This window comes from Nostoc sp. DedQUE08 (assembly GCF_034530895.1).
Lineage (GTDB): Bacteria > Cyanobacteriota > Cyanobacteriia > Cyanobacteriales > Nostocaceae > Nostoc.
Map to the genome: position 1 here is coordinate 212,826 of NZ_JAVRCD010000003.1, position 26,035 is coordinate 238,860.

Sequence of the window (26,035 nt, forward strand, 5' to 3'; positions counted from 1 at the left end):
ACATGATAGCTAGCTAATATTTGCATTTTAAGTTAATAATTTTTATTTGAAAATTTAGAAAAAATTCTTAATGCATAAATAATTACTAAATTATATTAAAAATTGTGAAAGCAAATCTATTTTTCTCACTAAAGATACACCTATTAAATCTTTCTATCGATAGAGATTAAAACAGCTCGTTTAGTTATTTAATTTTAAGCATAAACATGAATATACCTAAGCAGCAAGTTTGCTGAAACAGCACTGGAGAACATAAGCTATGTCATACGTAAATCGGACAGGTAATGACGCTATTCATACTGAGCCTGCGGTAGCGGGCCGAGTAGCCGAATATCACGATCTTGTTCGCTGGGGGCCGATTATCTCTGGTTTGTTGGTTTCCTTAGCTACCCAATTAATTTTGAGCGCTATCATTGGTGCGTTTGCAGCAGGCACAGTTGAAGGTTCAGGTGCGCCCAGAACAATTGCCCCTAACGCTGCGGGTAATGCGGGGCTTTGGTCAACTATCGCTTTACTAATTTCCCTATTTACTGGTGGTTGGGTTACAGCCCGTGCTTGTGGGCCCATGAACCGCAATACAGCGCTTCTGAACGGTGCAATTCTTTGGGCAACGACTTTGGCAGTTAGCTCATGGCTTTTAGCAAGTGGAGTATCTGGTGCTTTTGGTGTTGCTGCTTCTAACGCAGGAGAAGTCATAAACCAGGTACAACAGCAAGGTGGTGTTAATGTACCACAAGCAAACATAAGTGCCCAACAAGCTCGTGAAACGGCAGCTAATTTACGTTCAGGATTGTGGTGGTTTGTGTTTGGTTCTTTGTTGGGTTTAATAGCCTCAATGATTGGAGCCGTAACTGGCGCTCGTAGTCCTCGGACTAACACTTACAATACTTAAACTTAAATAATTGTTTGAAAAATCAAATGTTATTTATAAATAAAAGCACCTTTACAAAGGTGCTTTTTGTTTATAGCACAATACAGTTGTTAAACCTAAAACTCAACTTCTACGTAGGTTGGATTGAGGAACGAAACCCAACATTTCCTTAACTTTGTTGAGTTTTACTTCGTTCTACCCAACCTACAATTTTCTTAACTGAACATAAAATGCAAACTTTACTACCACAGTTCACCATTTTAGATATGAACCTTCAATTCCCTGTTCGCGACGAATTTTTCCATCTTTTTCAAACCAGGCAATTACTTGCTGCGCTGTCAAATCTTCAATAGCAACACCGTACTCTTGGGCAATATGCTTCAAAAGCTTCAGTGATGAAATTGTCAATCTTGTTAAAAACTTTTCTGGGGAAGACAACAACGCCGCATCTACTTTTGCTGACTCTTCCAGGGTTAAAAATTGTGTTGATGGTTGCTGTGGTGATACATCCATAAATGAAAAAATGAAATGCTATCTCAAAGTTAGTTAGGTATTAGTTATTAAAAAAATGACAAATGACAAATGACAAAGGACTAATGACTAATGACGAATTTGTACTAAATAACCACAACGATGTTCGCCATCAATAATCCAGTGGGTGCGCTCTACGTTACAATCTGGTAAGACGGCTGCAAACATTTCTAATTCGTGACCACAGATGCTAGGAAAAGACTCGGCAACGTTAGAAATGGCGCAGTTATGCTCCATTAAGATAAAGCGATCGCTCTCCAAGGAGTCATTCACATCAACCGGGTGATACTCTGCCATGAAGCCTTCCGCTTTTCTCAACTTTACTAAGTTGGCTACACGTTCTCGCAGTGAACCGTTACCAACGCGATCGCGGTATTCTTTAGCTTTGCGCTGCCACTGTTTCTCTAAAATCGACTTAAATTGATCGTGTCCTACCGTTTCGGCTAAGGTGTCTAGCAGCGAAACCGCAAAATTTCCGCTTGCATCACCAAAGCGATCGCTCATTGTTCGATGCAAGCGATCGCGTCCTTGACGACTCAGCTCATAAAGATGCTGCGGACGCCCCATCCCCGCCGCCTGCACTGATGTCGAGTACAAAACTAGCTCCTCCGTCTCCAAATCTTTGAGATGGCGACGAATAGCTTGAGGGGTAACGTCTAAAACTTCAGCTAGCTCCAAAGCCGTTGCTTTTTCGTGTTTGTGCAGATACTCTAGGATATCTTGCTTGGTTGAGGACTGGTGGGTAGTCGCCATCTTCATGTAGTGCGAGACGTTCAGCGAACGCCCCAAAAATTAATTTCTTTGAAAATTTGACCGTGCCGATTTTGGATTTTGGATTTTGGATTTTGGATTAAAAAAGTTTTCTGGTATATAGCCCGCTACGCGATCGTCAATCTAAAATCCTTGAGCCAAGCACCCTTGTGGTCTGTTTCAATCTAAAATTGCAAATCTAAAATCCAAAATTGTTTGACTTAGACAACATTGTTGTTGTTAATTTAGCGTAAAATGAAGATAGATTAAACAACATAGCTGTTGTTTTACTCTCCACCACTATTCTAGCAGCCGTGTAACCATTCCGTAACGGTAGATGGGAATCGGCTAAAGAAAACCGTCTCCCATCCTTATAGAGAGATTCAAGTTCCGAACACGAGAGATTATTACTGATGAGTGCCACTGTCAAAACCTTAGTCAACCAACCCTACAAGTACGGCTTTGTCACGGACATTGAGGCCGACACTATTCCGCGTGGACTAGACGAGGACGTTATCCGCTTGATCTCCTCTAAGAAGAACGAGCCGCAATTCATGCTGGACTTTCGCCTCAGAGCTTATCGCCAGTGGCAAAAAATGACGGAACCAACTTGGCCTAATGTCAAGTACCCGCCAATCAATTATCAGGATATCATTTACTACTCAGCGCCAAAACGCAAGAAAGAAAAACTAAACAGCTTGGATGAAGTTGATCCAACCCTTTTAGAAACCTTCGAGAAGTTAGGCATTTCCCTATCTGAACAGAAGCGGCTGGCAAACGTCGCCGTTGATGCAATTTTCGATAGCGTTTCTGTCGCCACTACATTTAAAGAAAAGCTAGCGGAAGATGGCGTTATTTTCTGTTCGTTTTCGGAAGCTTTGCAAGAACACCCAGAACTGATCAAAAAATATTTGGGTAGCGTTGTTCCCATCGCTGACAATTATTTTGCCGCCTTGAACGCTGCCGTATTTAGCGATGGCTCTTTTGTCTACATTCCTAAAGGCGTAAAATGCCCAATGGAACTGTCTACCTACTTCCGCATCAACTCTGGTGATACGGGACAATTTGAGCGGACTTTGATTGTCGCCGAAGAAGGTAGTTATGTTTCTTACCTGGAAGGTTGCACCGCACCGATGTATGACAGCAACCAGTTACACGCTGCCGTTGTGGAACTCGTCGCCCTCGACAACGCTGAAATTAAATATTCCACTGTGCAAAACTGGTACGCTGGAGATGCCAACGGTAAAGGCGGTATTTACAACTTTGTCACCAAGCGCGGTTTGTGTCAGGGCGTAAATTCTAAGATTTCCTGGACTCAAGTAGAAACAGGTTCGGCAATTACTTGGAAATATCCTAGCTGCGTGTTGGTGGGTGATAACTCTGTGGGTGAGTTTTACTCGGTGGCGCTGACAAATAATATGCAGCAAGCTGATACGGGTACAAAGATGATTCACGTAGGTAAGAATACCCGCAGTACAATTATTTCTAAAGGAATCTCCGCAGGTAATTCTAGTAATAGTTACCGGGGTTTGGTGAAAGTTAATCCGACGGCTAAAGGCGCGAGAAACTATTCCCAGTGCGACTCGATGCTGATTGGGGATAATGCTCATGCTAATACTTTCCCTTATATCCAAGTGCAAAATAATACTGGGAAAGTGGAGCATGAAGCTTCTACTTCTAAGATTGGGGAAGATCAATTATTCTACTTTGCTCAACGGGGCATTTCAGCAGAAGATGCTATTTCGATGATGGTTAGTGGCTTCTGTAAGGATGTTTTTAATCAGCTACCGATGGAGTTTGCTGTGGAAGCTGATAAGTTGTTGAGTTTGAAGTTGGAAGGCAGTGTTGGATAAATGGAAGCAAGGATAAACACAGGGACATCGGCGTTCTGTGTTTATCTTTTGGAATAACGAACCGCAGAGGCGCAGAGAAGGGAGAGAAGATGATTATTGAAAATAGTGAAGTTGTGCTGTCGGTACGGAATCTGACGGCTAATGTTGATGGGACACCGATTTTGAAAGGTGTGAATCTTGAGGTGCGATCGGGTGAGATTCATGCGATCATGGGGCCGAATGGTTCTGGTAAGAGTACTTTTTCTAAGGTGTTGGCTGGACATCCGGCGTATGAGGTGACTGGCGGTGAGGTGATTTTCCAGGGACAGAATTTACTGGAGTTGGAGCCGGAGGAACGCGCTAGAAGTGGTGTATTTTTGGCGTTTCAGTATCCGTTAGAAATTCCAGGTGTGAGCAATTTGGATTTCTTGCGGGTGGCGTACAATTCCCGGCGGAAGGCGCAAGGTTTAGAGGAAATAGACGCTTTTGATTTTGACGATTTGATTGAGGAAAAGCTGGATGTGGTGAAGATGAATGCCAGTTTTCTCAGTCGGAGTTTGAATGAAGGGTTTTCTGGTGGTGAGAAGAAGCGGAATGAAATTCTGCAAATGGCGTTGCTAGAACCAAAGTTGGGAATTTTGGATGAAACTGATTCGGGTTTGGATATTGACGCGCTCCGAATTGTGGCGAATGGGGTAAATCAACTGGCAACTTCAGAAAATTCTACAATTTTGATTACTCACTACCAACGATTACTCGATTATATTGTGCCTGATTTTGTGCATGTGATGGCACAAGGGCAGATTATTACGAGTGGTGGTAAAGAACTGGCGCTGCAATTAGAGTCTCGCGGTTATGACTGGGTGCTGGAAGAATTTGCAGCTGCTGAGGTGGGTGTGTAATGAATATTCAAGTATCTCCTAGTGCAATACCTAATTCAAATGCAGTCAGTTTGACATCGATGTTAGATAGAGATGATTATCTAAGTGGGTTGTTAAATCAAGTAACGGCAACGAAAACAGAAGGTTGGTTGCAGGAATTACGCCAAGGCGCTGTAAATTGGGTACGTCACTCGATTCTCCCGACTACCCGCGAGGAAGAATGGCGATTTACTGATTTGTCGTCTCTACGAAAGGTGCAATTTAATGTAGAGGCGGGAAATTTTGCGTCTTTAGAATTTAATATTTTGCCAGAGGCGGCTAATAGTCGTTTGGTATTTGTTAATGGCGTTTTTGCACCGGAGTTATCCGCAGTTACAGATTTGCCATCTGGAATTGTGGTGAGTAATTTGGCTGGTTTGTCTGCTGTTGAGCAGGAAGGGGTAGAGCAGTATTTAGCTCAAGCTGAGGGAGCGCAGGAGGTTTTTACTGCTCTCAATACGGCTGGAATAAGTGATGCTGCTGTGGTGTGGGTGAAGAAGAATGTGGTGGTTGAGACACCAATTCATTTGGTGTTTATTTCAGTTGCGGGGGAGACGGCGACGATTTCGCAGCCGCGTTGTCTAGTGGTGGCGGAAAGTGGTTCGCAGGTGACGTTGGTTGAAGAGTATGTGGCAGGCAAGATGCCTACCCCACAAGAGGAAGAAGTTTACTTAACTAACGCGGTTACGGAAGTTTGGGTTGGTGACAATGCCCAAGTGAGTCATACAAGGGTTGAGCAAGAAGGTGCAGAGGCTTTTCATATTGGGAAAACTGCTGTAACCCAAGCTCGTGATAGTCGATATACAAGTCAGGCCATAACTTTAGGCGCAAAGTTGTCACGGCACAATTTGGAGATTTTGCAAACTGGTGAGCAGACACAAACTACTCTCAATGGTTTGACGGTGATTACTGGTAAGCAGTTGTCTGATACTCACAGTGCGATCGCACTTAACTATCCCCACGGTACAAGTGACCAATTGCATAAATGTATTGTAGGCGATCGCGCTCATGCAGTGTTCAATGGTAAAGTTTTTGTACCCAAACCAGCGCAGTTAACAAATGCATCCCAGTTGAATCGCAATTTGCTGCTATCCTCTAAAGCCAGAGTTGATACCAAACCCCAATTGGAAATTACGGCGGATAATGTTAAATGTGCTCACGGTGCTACTGTTAGCCAATTAGAAGATGACGAAATATTCTATCTGCAAAGTCGGGGAATTGATGAAAACGATGCTCGGAAGTTGTTAATTAACGCCTTCGCTGCTGAAGTTATCAACAAAATACCAGTTCCTTCTCTGCGAGAAATCCTTTTAAACACAGTGAATAATCTCAAGTCCCTGACTAATGAGTAATAACGTAATCTACCAATGACTTTTACTCCTACCAAAACCCTTGCTGATAAAGTTCGCGCTGACTTCCCGATATTGCATCAGGAAGTAAACGAGAAACCCCTGGTTTATCTCGATAATGCTGCGACATCGCAAAAGCCTTTATTCGTATTAAATACCCTACGGGATTATTACGAGCAATATAATGCTAACGTGCATCGAGGTGCCCATTCTTTAAGTGCTAAAGCTACTGATGCTTATGAAGGTGCTAGAGATAAAGTTGCCAAATTCATCAATGCTGCATCGCGTCAGGAAATTGTCTACACCCGCAACGCAAGTGAGGCGATTAACCTAGTAGCTTATAGCTGGGGAATGAATAATTTGCAGCCGGGAGATGAAATTATTCTCTCGGTGATGGAACACCACAGTAATATTGTGCCTTGGCAATTGGTGGCACAAAAAACGGGTGCAGTACTGAAATTTGTAGAATTAACATCAGAAGAAACTTTTGATTTGGAACAGTTTAAAAAGCTGATTTCTGAGAAAACTAAGCTGGTGTCAGTGGTGCATATTTCTAATACTTTGGGTTGCATTAATCCAGTGGAAGAAATTGCTGCGATCGCTCACCAATATGGTGCTAAATTCTTAGTTGATGCTTGCCAAAGTGTTCCCCACTATCCTGTAGATGTGCAGAAGATAGATTGTGATTGGTTGGTAGCATCTGGTCATAAAATGTGCGCTCCAACTGGGATAGGATTTTTGTATGGCAAGTTGGAATTGTTAGAATCAATGCCACCATTTTTTGGTGGTGGTGAGATGATTGCAGAGGTGTATTTAGACCATTCAACTTATGCAGAATTACCGCATAAATTTGAAGCTGGTACACCTGCAATTGGAGAAGCGATCGCACTTGGTGCTGCGATCGATTATCTTAGCACTATCGGCATGGATAAAATCCACGCCTACGAAGCAGAATTAACCGCTTATTTGTTCCAACAATTAGAGCAAATTCCCCAAATTAGAATTTACGGCCCCAAACCAAATGCAAAAGGTGAAGGGAGAGCCGCTCTTGCGTCGTTCACAGCCGGGGAAGTTCACGCTAACGACTTATCTACATTATTAGATCAAGAAGGCGTTGCCATCCGTTCTGGACATCACTGTACACAACCATTACACCGTTACTTAGGTCTTGCTGCAACCGCACGAGCAAGTCTATCTTTCTACAATACCCGTGAGGAAATTGATATTTTCATCAAAGCACTGAAAGAAACTATTGATTTTTTTGCTGATTTCTCTAGTTAAAAGTAGACAAAATTTTAGATGCTGATTGTGCCAGTTATTAACTAACAATAGTTGGCACAATTTTGCTGTTTCGATTATTTGTAGGAGCAACTAAACTGTCATACAGTGACTTTACTTTAATTTGTGTTCATGATATGAAGAAATTTATTCAGCAAAGTAAAACTATAGATAAAATTAATTTGCTGGAATCCTTTAGCACTTGGGTGCGGGAAAAGATAGCTTAAAATCATGAATTAATTACGAATTACAAATTACGAATTATTTTAATATGATTGTCAAGTCAACAGTTGGTGAACAAAGAACAGTGCTATATAACATTAGTTGGGAAACCTTTGAAGCCTTGTTGAGAGATACAGGTGAAGATAGAGGTTCTCGGTTTGCTTACGACTGTGGTGTTTTAGAAATTATGACTCCACTTTTTGAACATGAAAACCCCAAAAGTAATTTTGGTAATTTTATTATTGCTTTAGCTGAAGAATTAGGAATTGAAGTGAGAAGTGCTGGTTCTACAACATTGAAGCGGAAAATATCAAAGCGGGGAATAGAACCAGATACTTGCTACTATATCCAGAATGAACTAGCTGTTAGGGGTAAGCAAACTTTAGATTTAGAAAATGATCCGCCGCCTGACTTAGCAATTGAGATTGACATTACTAGCAGTTTAGTTAACAAATTGAGAATTTATTCAGCGTTGGGTGTAACTGAACTTTGGAGATATGATGGGCAAAATTTAAAATTTTATCAGTTGAGAGATGGGCAATATGTCGAGTGTAAGTTTAGTATTGCTTTTCCTATAGTTTCAGTGAGTGAGATAAGCAGTTTTATTGAGCAAAGTAACAGTATGGGTGAAATTGCTTTGCTGAAATCATTTCGTGCTTGGGTGAGGAATAAAAGATAGATACTTAATGCTCGAATGCTACTATCTTACAGTTATTATGGAAACTCTAAATTTCAAAATACAACAGTATTTTTACTGAATAAATTTATATTTTTTTAACAATTGAGTATTAATTCCTAAAATTTACTGATTTTAAAATTTAGTTATTGATTAAAATTGATTTGTAATTGCTAGAAATAGTGTTTACAAATATCTACTTACGCTATTTAATTTTTATTAAATTTTAGTCAAAACTAACTATGGAAATAATATTTATCTTTTTTGGGTGTATATTTATTGTAATTATATATACATTTGCAGTACAAGTTACACAAGGCAAAGAAATTAATACAATAGAAAATGAACACTTAAAACCAATTCTTGAAAATCTATACAATAATCCCAAAATTGCCTCACAGCATAAAGAATTTTTATTTAAATTGGAAAAGATAGATGCGAAGTTAGATAAATTTAAAGAAAGTAAGCTTGTATATTCACCAAGTGAAAATATTTTAGGATTACTTATCAAGCATTTAGATAAGTATCCCACAGACACATTGGCACATGAGCGTTTTATGAGTATTGTGGAGAGATCAAATCAGATAAGTGAACCTGGATTTAAATTATTAATTCAACATCTAGAAAGAAATTATGATGATCCTTCAGCAAATGAGAGATTTGCACAATGTATTAATAGTTCGCAAATTTTAACAATTGTGATTTTTGAGCCAATTCTTAAATATTTAGACAAATATCCTACAGATCCACGGGTACATACAGTATTTATACAAGGAATAAATAAAATAATATTGGCAGGTAATAATCTAAGTCAAATAGCTTATACCAAGGCGCTAGAAATATTAGAAAAAAATCCAGATAATATAACTGCTAAAAAGTTTGTTTTAGATGTTGGTAGATGGCATTTTGGAAAATTAAGGTCTGGTAAAGTAACTATTTATGATGAACAGGCTATCCAAAATGATATTGCTGTACGGTCAAGTTAATAGTGAATTTAGTTTATTAATCTTGAGTAACCTCTCAATAAGCTATCGTATTCTTACAACCATATCCTAAACTTAAGTACGATCGCATCCCACAAAATTAACTCAAAGAATCTGGATCTATCCCCAACTTTCGTAATTCTTCTGCCAAACTTTGAGTGCGTTGTTCAGCAGTGGTAGCGCGTTGTTCGGCAGCGATCGCTCGTTCTTCTGGTGTTAAATATTTGACTCCTTCTTTGTCATACCAATACAACCAATCCCGCGTAATTCCCTGATAGGTTCCCCATTCATAACCAATTGGTAAACCTATCTCTGATAATCAAACGAAATTTCCTGGTTGCAATACATATTCACTATTTACAAAGCGATAAACTTCTAAAGCTGGTTTTCTCCGGCGTTGGCGATTGTAAACAACATAATACAAAACCTCTATATCCTCTTAGTCTCTCGATTTTGACAACTCATTTAGGATTGCTATAGTTAGAAAAACCTTTAGCTTAACAGAGCAAAAGATAAGCTCAGTAAGAATTTGAATTGCTGTGTTGGGATGTGCAATAAGACACCAGGGGTCTTTCTTGAAAATTGCTGTAACTGTGGCTATGGCATTCACGGTGTAAATACCATAAATCATAAAGAAATTCTACCGAACCCTCATCAACAATTGAGTACCGCCGATAACCTAGAGACCACTCCTCCTTGATAGTTACATCTAAACTGTAGTCTTTGTAAATACCAGTGGCAAAGGCGCAGCCCGTCCTAGACATCGTTTAGTAAAATCCACCATGTTTTGCTTGTGCTATCTAGTTTGTACTTAAGTTAACTTTATTCAACCGAGAATTGTTAGTTGACAGTTGATTACTGTTAGTACAAGCAGCAATAACGCTGCTATTAATTCAGCTAGAAGCGTATTGAATAAAACTATGGCGAGTAAGGCGATGAATTGTTGTTGATGAGGATGATAACAGATTCGTAAGACAGTATGATGCTCTCTCCTATCTGCCGTTGTAGCTGAATCTAAATGTACATTCTAGAATCAACTTTTGATTCACTAGGGAATAGGGCTGAATTTCTAAAGCACGTTGAAAAGCTCGGATAGCTTGACTATACTCTCCTATTGCTGCATAGCATAAGCCCATACCATGAAGCGCCCCAAAATGTATTGGATTTATCTGTACAACCATCTGACAATCAGCCAGAGATTTTTGATAATCGCCAATACTGTAATAGAGGAAAGCTCGACGATTCCAAGCTTCGGCAAAATCTGGCTGGTCTTTAATTAATGCTGTCAGCGCTATTTCAGCTTCAGCAATTTCACCTGCATCCAGTAACTTTTGACTGCGGTCAATTATTTCCAGCCCATAGATTCCCTTTTGCTGAAACCAGATCCGCCAGATTTTTCTGGTTGCCTTGTCGCGCACTGTGGCATCCGGGTTTTTCAACTCTTCAAGTAAGGAATTGATAAATAAAGAATCCATGAATTTGAGATCAGTGAATATACCTTTGTATTAACTTTCTCACAAAATACATCGATTAAATCATTTTTAAAGTCATCTTTAAATTAATCTTGATTAATTGCTAATTATGAAATTTATGTGTGATTTATTGTGTTCAACAATATGACTAATACCATACTAGATATTTAGAGTCATAAAAATAAAAACTGACTTAGGTAGCTAGCAGCTTTCTTTGGCGACATCAATATACTAGAACTGCAATATGCAGTTAGATAAAGGTTGTTTGCAGGTAGATGGCAAGATTATGAAACCAGGCGGTAATTTGGTTATTACCAAAGCCGCAGTTGAGCCAGTTTGGTATTTACCAGGAATTACTAAGCGCTATGAAATTACACAATCACAGTTGCTTTGCCCGTAAAGAATGTGATGAGCTTCTAAAAATTAATGCCGAATATGTTGTATTAGTTTTTCACAAATTATCTTAGTAGCTAATATACTCTTTAATAGAACCTAAATTTATCTGCTTACTAGCTGCACCGGAAGGTATAGAGAGTCTTGTGATATACATTACATTCCGATGTAATATTATATGCCTCTGTCATTGATGACCATTTGGATAAACATCGCTAATTAAGTACTGGGTTATGAGATACAGGCACGGTGGGCTACACCTAAGCTTATATAACACAAAATAAGCTGATTAGCTCAATCGAATGACGCTCAAATCCAGTTATTAACCTAACACTGCACAAATCGTAAGTTAACAAATTTTACTTCATTAAATATGGCAATATTCTTAAATAAATACATACTAAATACATCACATTGATACAGTAACTTTATATAAAATGGTGATTATTTTTCTGAGTTATTCCATAATCATCTATAATGTTGGATAATTTAATTAATTTTTCGATTAAAACGATAAATATTACATAGTAGGTACTAATGATACAACCGACTATCGCACAATTAGAAACAGAAATATCAAAGCAAATCATAAAATTATATAATGAAAGATTAGGAAAGTCTCCTAGCCAAATCATTTGTCATTTTTTTGATACTGAAATCGTAATTTCTATAGAAAACTCGGTTACTCAAGCTGAACAAACTTTACTGAAAGGAGGTTATGATACTTTAGCTGAACAAGTACGATTATATTTAGAAAAAATAATTAAACCAGATTTAAAAAATTTGATTGAAGAAATTATTGGTCAACCTGTCCTTTACCTGATGACAAATACAAATTTAATAACAGGTCGTACTGGGATTGTTGTAATTCTCAAAGAATTACCCGAACTTCGTAATCCCGAACCTATTCCCAAGATAAATATTAGGAATTTAGCTGACTGATGTGGCGACTGATTACCACTTCTAATTGATTAAAATCATAAGGTTTAGTAATGCAATCATCAAATGCTGTGAGCATTGTGAAGCGCTCGTTTTGTACTGTTGTTATAGGTGTGACTGCAATGATTGGAATGGTAGCAGTTTTTGAGTCATCTTTGAGATTGTCAATGACTCGGTTCGCACTCAAATTAGATAGCTTCATATCTAGCAGAATTAAATCTGGTTGATGAGTTTGTGCCAACATCACAGCCCTCACCCCTTGTTTGGTACAAATACATGAAAAATTTAATATTCCTAGATGAGAATTAAGTAGCTCTAAATCATGTAAACTCTGTTCTACAACCAAAATTAAACGCTGTTCATTCATAAGCAGTTAGTCCTGTCTAAGAAAAGCTATTCATCAAAACTCCACCCATCAGGAAAACCTGAAAGTCTTTGTTTATAGCAAGTGTTTAATTGAATGTACGAACGACCAACTAAAGCATAAAAATCAATAGCTTAATATAAGTTCATTCAGTTGTCCATCAGTGCTAATTAGGAAATAACATCGTAAAGCAGTTATAACATCAAGCAAATATTAGCATAATTGATGTATGTAATTGCAAGGATTGACCATAAGAACTGATTCGTAAAGAGAATCTGAAGAGTACTCAAATCCTTGCTAGGTCTGAGTTTCAGCAAATAAGTGCTGTATTAACTAAAATTACTGAAACCCTTATTAAACAAGTACTTTACTTGAGTTTACAAATTAGCTCTAAAGATCGGTATTTTAACCCTGTTTTGTCACTCTTGGAAAACAATAATCGAAGCAAGATTTTGAAACTTTGATTGAGTCAACCTTTGAGCCTCAAATTAATTAAGTATATTTAACCATCAAGTAACTGACGTGCATAAGCGATCGCCTCTGTTGGAGTTGAAAGTTTCCCTTCAGCTTGTGCTACGCCAATTTCAGTTAGCAGTTGACCGATAATTGGCGAAGCTGGAATATCTAATGTTGTAATCAACTCCTTCCCGCTTACTAGGGGAGTGGGATGAGCGATCGCATCATCAGGGTTAAGGTAGCGGTCGATCAAAGGTGCTAAGATTTGGTAGCTCATTGCTTTAGTTTCCACTGCTGTCTGTAGTGGCTTGTCACCAGATATTGCCTCTAGCAAATAATTAATTGCTACAGCTAGCACTGCCGTAGTAGGGAACACAATATCAGCATCATGAAACAAAAAGTATTGTTCTCGCAACGACATATCAACTACTTGAAATTGCGGTAACAGTTTCAAAGCAGTAGTTACACCTCGGATTTCGGCACGACTATAAGTTAGTTCCTGTAGCTCTATTTCTGCTAATTCTGGATCTGGATTGACCAGACAAGCAAGTTTGGCAATACCTAGCCAAGTAGTTTTAATACTATCGCGAACATATTCTTGCAGTTGTACGCCTAGTTGTTGCCAATTTTCTGTGAGTAAGGCGGCAGCTGTGTCAACTGCTGCTAGTTTGAGCAAGCTTTCACGGGTGGCATTTTTGAAGAAAGGGGCAAGTAAACCATCTTCCCAAGCCATTGTAATCCAAGGAGTACCTTGAGAATTTGCCAGTAGATAGCCAATTTCTACCCTAACTCTTTCGGCTGCAACTTTGCTAAGATGTGATGCCAAAGAACGAATTGCGGCTTGGGTAGCTGGCTCAATAGTAAAACCTAGTTGGGCGGCTTGGCGATAACCCCGCATTAACCGCAAAGGGTCATCTTTTAGGTTCGCAGGTGATACCATTCGCAAAATGCCCTGTTGTAAGTCTAGATAACCTTGCAGAGGATCGATAATTTCTTGCGTATGAGGATTATAAGCGATCGCATTTACCGTAAAGTCCCGTCTGTGCAAATCAACTTCTAAACTATTTCCTTCCTGTTGGGCAAAGTCAGCTGTAGCGTGGGGAAAAACCACACGCGCAATTTGTCGTTCGGCATCGAGTAACACAAAACCAGCTTTGTAATGATGAGCGATCGCTCTGGCTACCTTTACCGCCTTAAATGGTATAACAAAATCTAGATCCAGATATTCACGAGTTCTGCCCAGGATCGCATCTCGGACAGCGCCACCTACCATGTAAGCGGGTTGTGGCAAGAATTCCAAGCTAAAAGGCCAATTTTCGGGAGCGAGGGTAGAAGGAATTGATTCGTGCATTGTAATAAAAATCAACCCAGCAACTCATGAATAACAGTTGGGCTTAAGTTAGATTAACAATAAAGGCCCCTGGAGTTGGTTCTATTATGTGTATTTGCGTGAACTGCCACTATGTAGACAGCTGTGTTACCTATCATGCCGTAGAAGGGCAGCACCAACAGCCTCACTTGACTGAAACACCAAATTTTGATCCGAATGAACCTTCTATCAATGTCAACATTCGGACAAAAGATGATGTGATTGAAATGGAATGGGATGTTGTTGGTTGTCTGAGCTTTAAACGGGAAACAGGTAAGTGGTCGAAATTGCGTCCTGGTGAATTAGTGCCGACTTGATAGAAAATGATTGGTGTATGTTACAGCTATTTTCAGCTAAATAGACCACGCGGTAGGGGCGCAAGACTTTGCGCCCCTACAACATATATGGTTAAATACATGATTTTTGCTGTAATGAGATTTTGTCCATCAGCGATCGCGAATTCATGATACAGAAACGAGATGTCAGGAAAGCGATCGTAGAAGATAAAGAAGCTAGCCAAGAGAAACCAGCATGACCAACGCACAGCGACTAGACCATGTAGAAGATGAACTCGAAACTGTTAAGCGATTGCTAATATCTACTGCTAGCTACGCAGAATCAGCAAACAGGCGGCTTGATGAATTGACCATAAAACAAGACCGTACTCAATCTCACCTTGATGAATTGACCATAAAACAAGACCGTACTCAATCTCACCTTGATGAGTTGACCATAAAACAAGACCGTACTCAATCTCACCTCGATCAACTAGAGGTACGTATTGACCGGGTAGGGGCAAAGGTTGACCAACTTTCCGAGCGGGTTGATAGTTTTATCACTTACACGCAACGCCTATTTACAAAGGCAGGCAGTGAAATAGAGGAAACAAAGGCACGAACTGAGCGATTAGAAGCACTCATGCTAAAGCTTGACCGCAATTTTGAGGAACAAAAATCTCAGTTTCAGGAGTTTCAACTGACTACAGGTGCTGCCTTAGAGCGAATTGACCGAGTTTTGGACTATCTATTGAGACAGCAAGGCGGTAATCTAAATCCCCCATCCTAGCCGCGATCGCTATTAGAAAGTCAACAGCATTGGCTCTCACAAACCTTGTAACAAGACTGTTTGACTGATTATTACTCAGTAGTTTTTCAATTAAGAACCGCTATGTTATATGCTTAAATAAATCACGTTAACTCTATAAAAATAGATATTTTAAGTAACTTTGACAACGGAACTAGAAAACCTTGCAATAAATAAATACGCTTTAGCACTACACACCACCACTCCCGAATTGGGTTTGGCAATTAGTAATTTTGCAGGTGAAACTCGCTCTCAAATTTGGAATTTGGGGCGCGATTTATCTAGCTTAGTGCATCAATATTTAATTGAATTTATCAAACCGCAAACTTGGGCAGATTTGTCTTTTATCGCAGTTGCCAAAGGCCCTGGTGGCTTTACGGGAACTCGCATTGGCGTTGTTACTGCTCGGACTTTAGGGCAACAGTTAGATATTCCTGTATTTGCGATTTCAACTTTGGCTGCGGTAGCTTGGTCACAAGCAAGCAAAAGTCAAAATCCAAAAACTATTGCTGTGGAAATGCCAGCACAACGAGGTCAAATTTTTGCTGCTATTTATCAGTTTCAATCAGATACTTCTAAACTAAACGTGTGTTTGTCAGATAGAGTGTTGACACCAGAAGCATGGCAGGAAACTTTAGCGAATTGGAACACTAATTATCAGCTAATTCAAGCCCAATCTGGGTTAGCAGCAACGGTGACAAGTATTTTGGAATTAGCTAATCTCGATTGGCAAGAGGGCAAGTGTCCTCATTGGTCAGAGGCTTTGCCATATTATGGGCAGCATCCTGTAGAACTTTAACTGATATGTATCGCAGTGCATAAATCCAAAATCAAAACAGCCACAGCCAAACAGGGAGAGTAACCAGTAATACTATAGCCCCAGCAGCTAAGGCAGTAACTGCCAGATCGCGATCGAGATTGAATGTCTCAGCAATTACCAGTGTGGCAAAAGCTGGAGGCATAGCCATTTGTAGCACGATTATCTTTGCGATCGCCCCAGTTAATCCAAATAGGGGTAAAATGCTACCCAATATCAAAGGAACTAGCAACATTTTGATTCCTAAGCTCATCCCTGCTTGTGGTAAACTACGCCAAGATTTGAGCAACGCCAGACGCATTCCAATTAATACCAGGGATAAAGCTACACTACTCCAAGCAAATTTTTCTAACCAGAATTCTGCAACTGTGGGAATTGTCACCTGCCGAAACAGCAAGCCAAATCCGAAACCCCACAGAGCAGGATTAATTAAAATCGCCCTAGTAATCTGCCAATGATTCTGGACGCTACCACCAAAACTAGCTGCTAGCAACACACCCAGAGCATAAGTTCCTGGGAATGTACCTAGTAAATCGTAAAATAACGCCCAAGCAAAGTATTGCTTGCCTACCATTGCCAAGGTAATGGGAAAACCAAGATAACCAGTATTACCCAACATTGCGGCTAATATCAAGCTAGCCTGAGTTGATGGTTGGGAAACAGTCTTTTTAAAATAGGCTTGGCCTTTTATCCCTAACCAAGCAAAAAATGCTCCTAGTAAAATAGCTAGGTAAGCGATCGCAGGTGCAATCCAAATTTGCCCTGATAAACTAGATTGACGCAAAAACGATACTATGCTTATGGGTACTCCCACCCAAAAAAGAAACAGTCCTAAACGTGTAGGAACTGTTACAGGTAGTTTGCGTCCCAGGATAAAACCTACCAGGACTAATCCTCCCAGCTTGACGTATAGTTCTAAAAGGTTTGTCAAGATTGCGCCTAAGAACCACAGATGTAAAATGCTACCTGTTACGTCTACTTTTGTCCAGTGCAAAATCTGTTATGGCTATTCCACAAAAACAGGAGTTTACCCTTGAATAAGGCAGGGTTTTCTGGAAAACCGCAAAACTCATCGAATGACTTTGGTGATGATATTCCAGTGGCTGTACGCGATACCCCTGTTGCAACACCTAAAATTTGGTTGCAACCCCGAATTATTTTGATTGGGGGAGTAACGGGATTTGTCTTGCTATCTTTAATTAGCGGTTTGTGGTTTTTCGTGACTGCACCCAAAAAAACCGCCGATTCTCAACCTTTACCAGCTACTTCTGCTCCGGCGACAACCGCAACATCTAATAATTCTAGCGATACTGTGTTAGGGCATTTTCCATACCCAGAAGCCCCTGAGTCAGAACTAGTAACCATCTCCGCAAATAGGGGCATTAGAATGCGAAAAACTGCTGCCCAAAAATTTGAGGAGATGGTAGCAGCAGCCCGGAGTTCAGGTGTAATTGTAGTGCCAATTTCTGGCTTTCGCTCAGTCAAAGACCAAGAGCAGTTGTTTTTTGCTGTCGGTGCCCAGCGAAATCAAACGCCAGCAGAACGAGCCGCCCTCAGCGCTCCTCCTGGTCATAGCGAACATCACACAGGTTATGCAGTGGATGTTGGAGACGGATCGGTACCAGCAACTAATCTTCAAACTAACTTTGACAATACCAAGGCTTATCGGTGGCTACAAGCAAATGCAGCGCGTTTTGGTTTTGAAATGTCATTTCCCAAAGATAATGCTCAAGGTGTAAGTTATGAGCCTTGGCACTGGCGTTTTGTGGGCGATCGTAATAGTTTAGAAATGTTCTACAAAGCCAGAAACTTGAAACCCGCTAAGTTATCACAATAGGAGCCAAAATAATTCGTAATTCGTAATTCGTAATTCGTAATTATTACCTCTGTTTCTCATAATGGAGGCTGAAGTACTACTTTCTCAAGGGCTGGACAATAATATCCGGCGATTTCTTTAGCGATCGCATCTGGTCGGGAAATTTTATCTAGATTGCAAAGTAAAATTACGGTAATTTTGTCATCAATAAAGCGGGTAATGTTACTTGCAAATCCTAAAATTGACCCATTATGACCAACTACTCGGCGATCGCCATAATTAAATACCCACCAACCTAAACCTGCAATGATTTTTGTTTGGCGATGTGGAGATGAGGGAGCAGGAAAGCAGGGGAGCAGGGGAGCAGAGGGGCAGAAATTCTTCCTAATTCCCAATGCCCAATGCCCAATGCCCAATGCCCAATGCCCAATGCCCCATACCCTACGTTTAATTTCGTCGGCTATTTCCTGGGTTCTCAGGCTGAGGTTTTTGATACTTACCTGGATACTTGCGCTGAAAGTATTCCTCCATAATTTGTAAGATCATGGGCGCAGCAATGCTACCACCGCCACCACCGGAATGTTCAGCAAATGCTACGATCGCAACTTCTGGCTGTTCAGCAGGTGCATACGCTCCAAACCAAGCGTGATTTTGCTTAACACGGCCTTTCCACGCTTCAGCAGTGCCACTCTTACCAGCCACTGCGGGAACTGTTGGCTGCTTCAAAGCTTTACCCGTACCTTCAGCTACTACTTTCCGTAGTCCCTGACGGAGAACACTTATAGTTGTCGGCTTCATATTTAAAGATGCTCGCCAGCTTTTTGCTTGTTCATTGTCTTTAAGCAAATGTGGCTGGACTCGATAGCCACCATTAGCGGGCACGGCAAACATGATGGCGACTTGTAAAGGTGTCGTTTGTAAAGCACCTTGACCAATTGACATATTAATGCTATCGCCTACAGTCCAAGGTATCTTCCAAGTTTTCTGCTTCCACGCCTCATCTGGCACTAAACCCTTTGCTTCTTCGTTGGCAAACTCAAAACCAGTTTTTTTACCAAATCCATACTTGCGAGTCCACTCAATTAAAGTTGGGCCGCCGACTCCGCGACCAATTTGATAAAAGAAGGTATCACTACTCCACTGTAATGCTCCGACAAAACCCAATGGCCCGAATCCGGCGTGATTCCATTCGCCAAATCGGGTGCCGCCAAAACTCAAAGAACCGTAAGTTTGCAGGACTGTGCTAGGAGAAAATTTACCAGATTCTAGACCGGCTGTAGTGGTGACAATTTTGAAGGTGCTAGCGGGTGGAAAGGCGCTGAGGGCGCGATTCACCAAGGGATGATCGGCACCTTGGACAAATTCCCAATCTTTTTGGGTGAGTTTCTGCTTTGAGAAAATATTTGGGTCAAAGGTGGGGTGAGATACCATTGCTAAAACGGCACCGTTCTTGGGGTCAAGGGCAACGATCGCACCGTCGCGATCGCCTAAAGCTTTTTCTGCTGTCTTTTGCATATTTAAATCTATAGTCAAGTGCAAATCGTTACCAGCTTTCGCCTGTTTCTCTCCCAAAACCCGGAGCGGGCGACCTGCACCATCCACTTCTACTTGCTGACCGCCCCATTCGCCCCGCAGAGTTTTCTCATAAGCTTTTTCAACTCCCATTTGACCAATTACATCACCTAATCTGTAGCCTTCTTGCTTCTTTTCTTTTAACTGATTGCCGGTCAGTTCTCGCGTATAACCTAATACATGGGCTAATTCTTTGGCGTGGGGGTAATAACGAACGGCTTCTGTATGAATTTCTACGTCTTTAAGTTCAGTTTGATACTCTTTCAATGCTGTGATTTGCGCTTCGTTCAAGTCACGAGCAATTCGGATCAGTGAAGAAGAGTTAGCACCTGCCTCTTCTAGTTTCTTTTCCATCTCTTCTTGGGGAACGTCGAGAATTTGAGATAGACGCGCTCCCACTAATGACCACGCTGGCTTGGTATGTGCCATCGGCCACAAATATACAGAGCGAGGATAGCGAGTACTGGCTAAAAGTTTGCCGTTGCGGTCAAAGATATTGCCTCGTTCTGGTTGTTTGGGGATCATCCGAATTCGATTTGACTCGGCTCGTTTTCGATGGCTTGCTCCTTCAGTAATTTGCAAATATGCCAAGCGAATGCTGATTCCCGTCAGCATCAATAGAGTAAATATAATTAAAAATATCGGCTGGAAACTTTGTCCAACAGTACGTGTATTTTTTTGTCCGCCAAGTGGAGATGGTTTAAGGTAAGTCATAAGGAAAAGAGGATTGCAAAATTAAGATTATTTGTAAATAACTCTGCTAAATTCTTAGCAGGTATTTAAGGGCTAACTAATTGGCAGTAATTAATTGTTTTAAATTGATACCATAAGCTCATCTCTTCTATTGTCTCGACCAAAAGCTTCTTAAATTTTGAACTTTGCACACTAGTGGTCTATCGCATTAATTTTGATGAGTTTGTAGTAAGCACAAAGCGTGCTTAAAAATCTATGACTAAAGTTAAAGTCGTTACTACGAACTTGTTCGCCCTTCAAAACTAATGGGATAGACTAGAAAATCTGACGCTGTATACCTGTTTGACTTTTGCTTTGCAGAACTAATCTCCAGTGCTATGTCCTGAACTTTGAGTTTTAGCTTCTGATGGGTCAGGCTGATGTTTTTGATACTTACCTGGATATTTGTGCTGAAAATAAGCTTCTAGTACTTGTAAAACCATCGGGCCGCAAATAGTACCACCATGTTCGCCAGTATTTTCCCCAAAGGCCACAACCACAATTTCTGGCTTATTACTGGGCGCATAAGCACCAAACCATGTATGATTTGGGCGACCAACACCAGCTTCAGCTGTGCCACTCTTCCCAGACGCTGGGGCAATTGTCGGCACGTCTAAGCGCTTACCAGTGCCTTCACTCACCACCTTTCGCAGTCCGTCGCGGAGAACTTTAATAGTTGTCGGCTTCATATTTAAAGATTCTCGCCAACTTTTTGCTTCTTCGTTATCTTTAAGCAAATGCGGTTGAACTCGATACCCACCGTTAGCAGGGACAGAAAACATAATCGCCGATTGTAGAGGTGTGACTTGCAAAGCGCCTTGACCAATTGACATATTAATGGTGTCGCCAACAGTCCAAGGCATTTTGAAAACTTTCCGCTTCCATGTTTCATCTGGAACTAAGCCTACTGATTCTTCATCACGAAATTCAATACCAGTTCTTTGACCAAACCCGTATTTACGGCTCCATTTGATTAGAGTTGGGCCGCCAACTTTTCTGCCAACTTGATAGAAGAAAGTATCGCTACTCATAGCGATCGCTCTGGGAAATCCCAATGGCCCGAATCCGGCGTGGTTCCACTCACCAAATGTCACCCCACCCACGGTAAGAGAACCAAAGGTTTGTAGTATTGAGTCAGGAGAAAATTCACCTGATTCGAGTCCAGCTGTCGTAGTCACAACTTTAAAAGTACTGGCGGGTGGAAAGGCGCTCAGAGCGCGATTAACCAAGGGATGATCTTTACCTTGGACACTTTCCCAATCTTTTTGAGAAAGTTTTTGTTTGGAAAAGATATTTGGGTCAAAGGTGGGGTAAGATACCAACGCTAAAACAGCACCATTATTTGGATCGAGTGCTGCGATCGCACCTCGGTGATTTCCCAAAGCTTTTTCGGCTGCCTTTTGCACATCCAAATCTATGGTTAGGTGCAAATCATTACCAGCTTTTGCCTGTTTCTCCCCGATAACCCGGATTGGTCTACCCGCACCATCCACTTCCACTTGCTGACCGCCCCATTCACCCCGTAGAGCTTTCTCATAAGCCTTTTCCACACCCATCTGACCGATGACATCTCCCAGTCGATAGCCTAACTCCTTCTTGCCTTTTAACTGGTCGGCGGTCAACTCTCGTGTATAACCTAGTACGTGCGCTAATTCCTTGCCGTGGGGATAATAACGTACAGAATCTGTATTAATTTCCACTTCTGGGAGTTCATTTTTATACTCCTTTAATGCCGTAATTTCTGCTTCATTTAAATCGCGAGCAACCCGGATGAGTGAAGAAGAATTAGCACCAGCTTGTTCTAATTTTTTTTCCATCTCATCTTGGGGGATGTTAAGAATTTGCGCTAGACGCGGGCCGACTACAGACCAGGAAGGCTTAGTATGCGCCATCGGCCACAAATATACAGAGCTAGGATAGCGAGTGCTAGCTAAAAGTTTGCCATTCCGGTCAAAAATATTGCCCCGTTCTGGTTGTTTGGGAATCATCCGAATTCGGTTTGCTTCAGCTCGTTCTCGGAGTTTTGGCCCATCAACTATTTGCAAGTAAGCCAAACGAGCCTCAATCCCACTGGTCATTAATAGGGTAAATACGATTAAAAATATTGATTGGAAACCACGTCCAACTGTACGTGTATCTTTTTTACTACCAAGTGATGGGAATAAGGACATAAGTATTAATTCAAAATTCAAAATTCAAAATTCAAAATGAATAAATGCAATTCTAGCCAGCCTTTTAGCAATTGCTAAGATGCAATTTTAAGACTTGTTAACTTAATTACAGATTATTTAAATTAGAAATTTAGTATATAAGTTTACCATTGGCTTGATTTTATTACTGAGTGCGAAATAATCGGGCGAGTATATTCTTGAACAATTGTTTTTGGCGGATACAATAAACCAAAGTGTCAAATATAGTCTGCCCAAAAGACTAGAGCAATTGACAAAATAACGTAAGATCGCGGCATTCTACTGAGGATTATGGCTCAAATCGTCATGCAAAATCAGAGGGGGATAACAACTTTTCAGCCACTTGATGTTGAACTGCGTAACGTCTTCAAGTTTTTTAACCAAGAACCAGCAGTAAATGGCATTGATTTGGATGTCAGACAAGGAGAATTTTTTAGTATTTTAGGTCCCTCCGGTTGTGGTAAAACAACAACACTGCGCTTAATTGCTGGGTTTGAAATTGCTGACGCTGGCAAGGTGTTTATTCAGGGTCAGTCCATGACTAATGTGCCCCCTTACCGCCGACCCGTCAATACTGTATTTCAAAGTTACGCTTTATTTAACCACCTGAATGTCTGGAATAACATCGCTTTTGGACTGCGGCTAAAAAAAATACCCAAATCGAAAATTGAAGCTAGAGTCCAAGAAGCTTTAAAACTGGTGAAAATGGAAAGTTTGCGATCGCGCTTTCCCAATCAACTTTCTGGTGGTCAACAGCAGCGAGTCGCTTTAGCAAGGGCCCTAGTCAACCGTCCCACCGTGGTACTACTGGATGAACCTTTAGGGGCGTTAGATTTCAAACTACGTAAAGAAATGCAGGTTGAGTTATCAAATTTACACAAAGACTTGGGGTTAACCTTTGTGATGGTGACACACGACCAAGAAGAAGCATTGTCATTGAGCGATCGCATTGCCGTGATGAATCAAGGCAAAATTGAACAAGTTGGCACTCCCAGCCAAATTTACGAACGTCCCTGTACATCTTTTGTTGCTGATTTTATTGGTGATACTAATTTATTCAGTGGTGAAATCGTCGCGGTAGACTCCTCTAATATTAAAATTTCCACAAAAATGGGACTATCAATTGTTATTAGCCGCGCTGAGAATACACCAACTGAATTATCACAAGCTGTAGTAGTGAGTGTGCGTCCAGAAAAAATACAGCTTTCGCTTTATCCACCTAATTTGCCAGTTAACTGCTTTGAAGGACGGCTTGTTAACGTTATGTATTTGGGCACACACGTTAATTATGTTATGGAATTAACAAATGGCATTAGGATTAATGTGTTGCAACCTAATACTTTGGGTACTTTACCAGACCGCGACACACTTATCTACGCCTGGTGGGCAGAAACTGATTGTTTAGCTATTAGTCAATAGTTAGTGGTCATAGAAAGCGGTGGCAAGTCAGTCAACCTTATGGAAAAGGAGTACAACCGCCCCACAAGGGATATAACCTTACAGTTGCAAAAAAAACCTTAATGCTGAATTGGAATTGTAATTACAAACTCCGTTCCTGCTGCTGGTGATGAATGACATTCCAGTTTGCCACCATGTGTTTCTGTAATGATTTGATAACTGATAGACATTCCCATACCTGTGCCCTTACCCACAGGCTTGGTGGTGAAAAACGGATTAAAAACTTGTTGTTGAATCTGTTCTGACATACCTATTCCATTATCAGCGATCGCAATTCTTACCCAACTGGAATCTATCACTGATGTCCGAATGGCGATCGTGGGAGTTAACAACCCAGATGTGAAATTGTCTATTCTTAATTGTGCATTCTCAATTGTCCATTCTTCTAAAGCATCAATGGCATTCGCTAATATATTCATAAATACCTGATTGAGTTGTCGACCATAGCATTCCACTAAAGGTAATGTGCCGTAGTCTTTGATGACTTGAATGGCTGGAAGCTTTGTTGTTTCTTGCAAGCGATGTTGCAATACCATTAAAGTACTGTCAATGCTTTCGTGAATGTCTACTGCTTTAAACTCGGCTTCATCTATGCGTGAGAAGGTTCGTAACGACAGCACAATCTGACGGATGCGCTGAGTACCAACTTTCATCGAACTCAATATTCTTGGTAAATCTTTTTGGATGTACTCTAGGTCAATTTCCTCACACAAAGCCTGAAATTCCGACTTATTACCAGATTGCTGCTGATGGTGAATTATTCGCAACAGGTCTTGAGTATATTCCTCTATATAGGTGAGATTACCGTGAATAAAATTAACGGGGTTGTTGATTTCGTGGGCAACTCCAGCCACAAGTTGACCCAAACTAGACATTTTTTCTGCTTGAATCATTTGTGCTTGAGTTTGTCTGAGTTCTTGAAGAGTTTGTGCTAAATTTTCCGTTTGTTGTCGCAGTTGGTCTTCCATCTGTTTGCGTTCACTGATATCCCTGGCGACACAAACAACGGTGTTTTCAGTCATTCTGGCAATATTCGCCTCAAACCAAACCTCTTGCTCGCCTATAGGCAAGCTATATTCTACCTTCACAGTTTTTTGAGTTAAGAGTGCTTGTTGAATAGAGTTGAGAAAAGAATCTGCACAAGCAGAGGGTAAAACCTCATATATTTTTGTGCCCAGCAGTTCCGCAGGAGGTTGGTAGAGTAAGGGCGCACCACTAGGAGCGATTTTTAAGTATCTTCCTTCGGCATCCAAGACAAGAATTACATCCTGCATAGCGTTGAACAAAGCGAGCAATTCTGCTTGCGAGGCTTTGATTAATTCTTCAGCTTGTTTGCGACTGCTGATATCGCTAATAGCGCCATGAAGACCAATAATTTCACCATCTGAATCGAAAATTGGCGAAGCCACTGACCTCATCCAGCACCAATTTCCATCCTTTTTTTGGTGGCGAAATTCTATTGCGATTCGCTGCCCCTTGGTTTCCACCATTTCTTGGATTTTTCTCTGGGCTAGGGGGAAATCATCAGGATGAAGCAGGGGGGCAAAGGGTTGACCTAGTAGGTCTGAAGGTTCCCATCCTAAAACATTTTTATATTGTGGTGAGACATAAGTAAAAAGACCTTCCACTGACATAGAAAAAATCAGGTCGCTGATATTTTCCACGAGTTGGCGATACTTAGCCTCACTCTCAGCCAAAGCAGTTGCCGCCGCTTGATGATGCCGTCCGCTAATTTTATTTGCTGATTCTACAAAGGTAGAATTATCTGCCAATTTCGACTGTAATTCTATCAGTTGTAAATCCTGTGGGACTTCATTAGTAACTAATTCCCAAATTTGATGTTGTTCTGCTAACAGTGTAGTTGAAGAAAGGTTTTGCAATGCTTCTAGCTGTTGCAGTAATTGGGTATTTTGCTGACGTAAAAGCAATATCTCTTCATTGATTTTTTCAGTACACATATTCA

25 protein-coding genes and 1 pseudogene are annotated in these 26,035 nt (G+C 40.8%); 14 read left to right on the forward strand and 12 right to left on the reverse strand.

The features are described 5' to 3' along the window. The first annotated feature begins 259 nt into the window (after nucleotides 1–259). Nucleotides 260–892: a hypothetical protein gene (locus RMY64_RS03500; protein WP_322672637.1), complete on the forward strand. Its 633-nt coding sequence runs from the start codon at nucleotides 260–262 to the stop codon at nucleotides 890–892. A gap of 231 nt (nucleotides 893–1,123) precedes the next feature. Here the strand turns inward: RMY64_RS03500 and RMY64_RS03505 are convergent, their stop codons facing one another. After that, nucleotides 1,124–1,384 (reverse strand): hypothetical protein, encoded by a 261-nt coding sequence (locus tag RMY64_RS03505; RefSeq protein WP_322672636.1) that lies wholly within the window; start codon nucleotides 1,382–1,384, stop codon nucleotides 1,124–1,126. A gap of 87 nt (nucleotides 1,385–1,471) precedes the next feature. Beyond that, nucleotides 1,472–2,155: an iron-sulfur cluster biosynthesis transcriptional regulator SufR gene (sufR, locus tag RMY64_RS03510; RefSeq protein ID WP_322672635.1), complete on the reverse strand. Its 684-nt coding sequence runs from the start codon at nucleotides 2,153–2,155 to the stop codon at nucleotides 1,472–1,474. A 410-nt stretch (nucleotides 2,156–2,565) separates the two neighbouring features. Between sufR and sufB the strand changes: the two genes are divergently transcribed. From sufB to RMY64_RS03540, 6 genes are all read left to right on the forward strand, one after another. Further along, nucleotides 2,566–4,005: a Fe-S cluster assembly protein SufB gene (gene sufB / locus RMY64_RS03515; protein ID WP_229459601.1), complete on the forward strand. Its 1,440-nt coding sequence runs from the start codon at nucleotides 2,566–2,568 to the stop codon at nucleotides 4,003–4,005. Nucleotides 4,006–4,094: 89 nt separating this feature from the next. After that, entirely contained in the window at nucleotides 4,095–4,886 is a 792-nt protein-coding gene (gene sufC / locus RMY64_RS03520; RefSeq protein WP_322672634.1) for a Fe-S cluster assembly ATPase SufC, read from the forward strand. Continuing rightward, nucleotides 4,886–6,256 (forward strand): Fe-S cluster assembly protein SufD, encoded by a 1,371-nt coding sequence (gene sufD, locus RMY64_RS03525; protein WP_322672633.1) that lies wholly within the window; start codon nucleotides 4,886–4,888, stop codon nucleotides 6,254–6,256. Before sufC ends, sufD begins: the two co-directional genes overlap by 1 nt. A 15-nt stretch (nucleotides 6,257–6,271) precedes the next feature. Next, nucleotides 6,272–7,534, forward strand: a complete 1,263-nt coding sequence (locus RMY64_RS03530) for a cysteine desulfurase (protein ID WP_322672632.1) — start codon at nucleotides 6,272–6,274, stop codon at nucleotides 7,532–7,534. 268 nt (nucleotides 7,535–7,802) lie between these two features. Continuing rightward, nucleotides 7,803–8,432: a Uma2 family endonuclease gene (locus tag RMY64_RS03535; RefSeq protein WP_322699315.1), complete on the forward strand. Its 630-nt coding sequence runs from the start codon at nucleotides 7,803–7,805 to the stop codon at nucleotides 8,430–8,432. Nucleotides 8,433–8,671: 239 nt separating this feature from the next. Then, nucleotides 8,672–9,415: a hypothetical protein gene (locus RMY64_RS03540; RefSeq protein WP_322699316.1), complete on the forward strand. Its 744-nt coding sequence runs from the start codon at nucleotides 8,672–8,674 to the stop codon at nucleotides 9,413–9,415. A gap of 97 nt (nucleotides 9,416–9,512) precedes the next feature. On the opposite strand, the pseudogene RMY64_RS03545 reads toward RMY64_RS03540, so the two are convergent. Together RMY64_RS03545 and RMY64_RS03550 are read right to left on the reverse strand one after the other, a co-directional pair. Continuing rightward, nucleotides 9,513–9,848, reverse strand: a pseudogene (locus RMY64_RS03545) (hypothetical protein); the annotation flags it as partial. A 556-nt stretch (nucleotides 9,849–10,404) separates the two neighbouring features. Beyond that, the gene (locus tag RMY64_RS03550; protein ID WP_322672628.1) at nucleotides 10,405–10,887 is read right to left on the reverse strand and encodes a tetratricopeptide repeat protein; all 483 of its coding nucleotides are present in this window, start codon (nucleotides 10,885–10,887) and stop codon (nucleotides 10,405–10,407) included. A gap of 241 nt (nucleotides 10,888–11,128) precedes the next feature. Between RMY64_RS03550 and RMY64_RS03555 the strand changes: the two genes are divergently transcribed. Both RMY64_RS03555 and RMY64_RS03560 read left to right on the forward strand, forming a co-directional pair. After that, a complete protein-coding gene (locus tag RMY64_RS03555) occupies nucleotides 11,129–11,284 on the forward strand; it encodes a hypothetical protein (protein ID WP_409882213.1) in 156 nt (51 codons plus the stop codon). Nucleotides 11,285–11,814: 530 nt separating this feature from the next. Next, on the forward strand, nucleotides 11,815–12,219 hold the full coding sequence (locus RMY64_RS03560) for a DUF2294 domain-containing protein (RefSeq protein WP_322672627.1): 405 nt from the start codon (nucleotides 11,815–11,817) through the stop codon (nucleotides 12,217–12,219). Here RMY64_RS03560 and RMY64_RS03565 read toward each other — a convergent pair. Both RMY64_RS03565 and RMY64_RS03570 read right to left on the reverse strand, forming a co-directional pair. After that, nucleotides 12,200–12,583 (reverse strand): response regulator, encoded by a 384-nt coding sequence (locus RMY64_RS03565; RefSeq protein ID WP_322672626.1) that lies wholly within the window; start codon nucleotides 12,581–12,583, stop codon nucleotides 12,200–12,202. The two genes, RMY64_RS03560 and RMY64_RS03565, sit on opposite strands and share 20 nt — an antisense overlap. A gap of 499 nt (nucleotides 12,584–13,082) precedes the next feature. Continuing rightward, the gene (locus RMY64_RS03570) at nucleotides 13,083–14,387 is read right to left on the reverse strand and encodes a CCA tRNA nucleotidyltransferase (RefSeq protein WP_322699317.1); all 1,305 of its coding nucleotides are present in this window, start codon (nucleotides 14,385–14,387) and stop codon (nucleotides 13,083–13,085) included. Between the two features lie 86 nt (nucleotides 14,388–14,473). On the opposite strand from RMY64_RS03570, the gene RMY64_RS03575 reads away from it, so the two are divergent. Beyond that, nucleotides 14,474–14,722: a Ycf34 family protein gene (locus RMY64_RS03575; protein WP_118167283.1), complete on the forward strand. Its 249-nt coding sequence runs from the start codon at nucleotides 14,474–14,476 to the stop codon at nucleotides 14,720–14,722. Nucleotides 14,723–14,754: 32 nt separating this feature from the next. On the opposite strand, the gene RMY64_RS03580 is transcribed toward RMY64_RS03575, so the two are convergent. Then, a complete protein-coding gene (locus RMY64_RS03580) occupies nucleotides 14,755–14,925 on the reverse strand; it encodes a hypothetical protein (protein WP_322699318.1) in 171 nt (56 codons plus the stop codon). An 11-nt stretch (nucleotides 14,926–14,936) separates the two neighbouring features. On the opposite strand from RMY64_RS03580, the gene RMY64_RS03585 reads away from it, so the two are divergent. Both RMY64_RS03585 and tsaB read left to right on the forward strand, forming a co-directional pair. Then, nucleotides 14,937–15,470 (forward strand): 6-aminohexanoate hydrolase, encoded by a 534-nt coding sequence (locus RMY64_RS03585; RefSeq protein ID WP_322699319.1) that lies wholly within the window; start codon nucleotides 14,937–14,939, stop codon nucleotides 15,468–15,470. Nucleotides 15,471–15,630: 160 nt separating this feature from the next. Then, nucleotides 15,631–16,287, forward strand: coding sequence for a tRNA (adenosine(37)-N6)-threonylcarbamoyltransferase complex dimerization subunit type 1 TsaB (tsaB, locus tag RMY64_RS03590; RefSeq protein ID WP_322699320.1), 657 nt, complete (start codon nucleotides 15,631–15,633; stop codon nucleotides 16,285–16,287). A gap of 31 nt (nucleotides 16,288–16,318) precedes the next feature. Here the strand turns inward: tsaB and RMY64_RS03595 are convergent, their stop codons facing one another. Continuing rightward, nucleotides 16,319–17,236 (reverse strand): AEC family transporter, encoded by a 918-nt coding sequence (locus RMY64_RS03595; protein WP_322699340.1) that lies wholly within the window; start codon nucleotides 17,234–17,236, stop codon nucleotides 16,319–16,321. Between the two features lie 102 nt (nucleotides 17,237–17,338). On the opposite strand from RMY64_RS03595, the gene RMY64_RS03600 reads away from it, so the two are divergent. Then, nucleotides 17,339–18,142 carry a M15 family metallopeptidase gene (locus tag RMY64_RS03600; protein WP_322685204.1) on the forward strand — a complete coding sequence of 268 codons (804 nt, stop codon included), beginning with the start codon at nucleotides 17,339–17,341 and terminating at the stop codon, nucleotides 18,140–18,142. A gap of 56 nt (nucleotides 18,143–18,198) precedes the next feature. Here the strand turns inward: RMY64_RS03600 and RMY64_RS03605 are convergent, their stop codons facing one another. The 3 genes from RMY64_RS03605 to mrdA (RMY64_RS03615) form a co-directional block, all read right to left on the reverse strand. Continuing rightward, nucleotides 18,199–18,537: a hypothetical protein gene (locus tag RMY64_RS03605; protein ID WP_322699321.1), complete on the reverse strand. Its 339-nt coding sequence runs from the start codon at nucleotides 18,535–18,537 to the stop codon at nucleotides 18,199–18,201. A gap of 31 nt (nucleotides 18,538–18,568) precedes the next feature. Then, nucleotides 18,569–20,407, reverse strand: coding sequence for a penicillin-binding protein 2 (mrdA, locus tag RMY64_RS03610; protein ID WP_322699322.1), 1,839 nt, complete (start codon nucleotides 20,405–20,407; stop codon nucleotides 18,569–18,571). Nucleotides 20,408–20,748: 341 nt separating this feature from the next. After that, nucleotides 20,749–22,596 carry a penicillin-binding protein 2 gene (gene mrdA, locus RMY64_RS03615; RefSeq protein WP_322699323.1) on the reverse strand — a complete coding sequence of 616 codons (1,848 nt, stop codon included), beginning with the start codon at nucleotides 22,594–22,596 and terminating at the stop codon, nucleotides 20,749–20,751. A 309-nt stretch (nucleotides 22,597–22,905) separates the two neighbouring features. On the opposite strand from mrdA (RMY64_RS03615), the gene RMY64_RS03620 reads away from it, so the two are divergent. After that, on the forward strand, nucleotides 22,906–24,033 hold the full coding sequence (locus tag RMY64_RS03620) for an ABC transporter ATP-binding protein (protein WP_322672617.1): 1,128 nt from the start codon (nucleotides 22,906–22,908) through the stop codon (nucleotides 24,031–24,033). A 98-nt stretch (nucleotides 24,034–24,131) separates the two neighbouring features. Here RMY64_RS03620 and RMY64_RS03625 read toward each other — a convergent pair whose 3' ends face one another. Next, nucleotides 24,132–26,030: a PAS domain S-box protein gene (locus RMY64_RS03625; protein WP_322672616.1), complete on the reverse strand. Its 1,899-nt coding sequence runs from the start codon at nucleotides 26,028–26,030 to the stop codon at nucleotides 24,132–24,134. Nucleotides 26,031–26,035: the final 5 nt, after the last annotated feature.

Bases quoted from the DNA above. Each gene is read 5' to 3' on its own strand.
- RMY64_RS03565 (WP_322672626.1), bottom strand. From the start codon at position 12,583: ATGAATGAACAGCGTTTAATTTTGGTTGTAGAACAGAGTTTACATGAT.
- RMY64_RS03505 (WP_322672636.1), bottom strand. From the start codon at position 1,384: ATGGATGTATCACCACAGCAACCATCAACACAATTTTTAACCCTGGAA.
- RMY64_RS03575 (WP_118167283.1), top strand. From the start codon at position 14,474: ATGTGTATTTGCGTGAACTGCCACTATGTAGACAGCTGTGTTACCTAT.
- sufB (WP_229459601.1), top strand. From the start codon at position 2,566: ATGAGTGCCACTGTCAAAACCTTAGTCAACCAACCCTACAAGTACGGC.
- sufC (WP_322672634.1), top strand. From the start codon at position 4,095: ATGATTATTGAAAATAGTGAAGTTGTGCTGTCGGTACGGAATCTGACG.
- sufD (WP_322672633.1), top strand. From the start codon at position 4,886: ATGAATATTCAAGTATCTCCTAGTGCAATACCTAATTCAAATGCAGTC.
- RMY64_RS03555 (WP_409882213.1), top strand. From the start codon at position 11,129: ATGCAGTTAGATAAAGGTTGTTTGCAGGTAGATGGCAAGATTATGAAA.
- RMY64_RS03550 (WP_322672628.1), bottom strand. From the start codon at position 10,887: ATGGATTCTTTATTTATCAATTCCTTACTTGAAGAGTTGAAAAACCCG.
- RMY64_RS03570 (WP_322699317.1), bottom strand. From the start codon at position 14,387: ATGCACGAATCAATTCCTTCTACCCTCGCTCCCGAAAATTGGCCTTTT.
- RMY64_RS03625 (WP_322672616.1), bottom strand. From the start codon at position 26,030: ATGTGTACTGAAAAAATCAATGAAGAGATATTGCTTTTACGTCAGCAA.
- RMY64_RS03560 (WP_322672627.1), top strand. From the start codon at position 11,815: ATGATACAACCGACTATCGCACAATTAGAAACAGAAATATCAAAGCAA.
- mrdA (WP_322699323.1), bottom strand. From the start codon at position 22,596: ATGTCCTTATTCCCATCACTTGGTAGTAAAAAAGATACACGTACAGTT.
- mrdA (WP_322699322.1), bottom strand. From the start codon at position 20,407: ATGACTTACCTTAAACCATCTCCACTTGGCGGACAAAAAAATACACGT.
- RMY64_RS03500 (WP_322672637.1), top strand. From the start codon at position 260: ATGTCATACGTAAATCGGACAGGTAATGACGCTATTCATACTGAGCCT.
- RMY64_RS03585 (WP_322699319.1), top strand. From the start codon at position 14,937: ATGACCAACGCACAGCGACTAGACCATGTAGAAGATGAACTCGAAACT.
- RMY64_RS03530 (WP_322672632.1), top strand. From the start codon at position 6,272: ATGACTTTTACTCCTACCAAAACCCTTGCTGATAAAGTTCGCGCTGAC.
- RMY64_RS03620 (WP_322672617.1), top strand. From the start codon at position 22,906: ATGGCTCAAATCGTCATGCAAAATCAGAGGGGGATAACAACTTTTCAG.
- sufR (WP_322672635.1), bottom strand. From the start codon at position 2,155: ATGGCGACTACCCACCAGTCCTCAACCAAGCAAGATATCCTAGAGTAT.
- RMY64_RS03540 (WP_322699316.1), top strand. From the start codon at position 8,672: ATGGAAATAATATTTATCTTTTTTGGGTGTATATTTATTGTAATTATA.
- RMY64_RS03535 (WP_322699315.1), top strand. From the start codon at position 7,803: ATGATTGTCAAGTCAACAGTTGGTGAACAAAGAACAGTGCTATATAAC.